Origin of the sequence: Pantoea sp. UBA5923 (assembly GCF_002431095.1) — a bacterium.
In the GTDB taxonomy this organism is placed as follows: domain Bacteria; phylum Pseudomonadota; class Gammaproteobacteria; order Enterobacterales; family Enterobacteriaceae; genus Pantoea; species Pantoea piersonii.
Map to the genome: position 1 here is coordinate 1 of NZ_DJDN01000059.1, position 315 is coordinate 315.

Genomic DNA, 315 nt, shown 5'->3' on the forward strand with positions numbered 1-315 from the left:
ACCGCATATTCAATCGCGTTGACGCCTTGCGGCGTGTAGGCGGAATGGCTGGCGTGCCCGGTGACAGTGCAACGTATCGCGATTTTGCCCTTGTGACCGAGGATCGGTCGCATCTCCGTTGGCTCGCCGACAATGCAGGCCGCAGGCAGACAGGACTGCGTGACGAGATGTTCCAGCAACCCCGGCACGCCTTTGCAACCGACCTCTTCGTCGTAGCTGAACGCGATCCAGACTGGCGCGCGCAGCGGCTGCGCTGTAAGTTGCGGCAGCAGCGCCAGTACGGCCGCCAGCCAGCCTTTCATATCCGCCGCGCCG

At 63.8% G+C, this 315-nt stretch carries 1 protein-coding gene; it reads right to left on the minus strand.

Annotated elements, in window-relative coordinates:
• On the minus strand, nucleotides 1–315 hold a 315-nt coding region (locus B3797_RS13980), incomplete at both ends, for a M20/M25/M40 family metallo-hydrolase (RefSeq protein WP_311791404.1).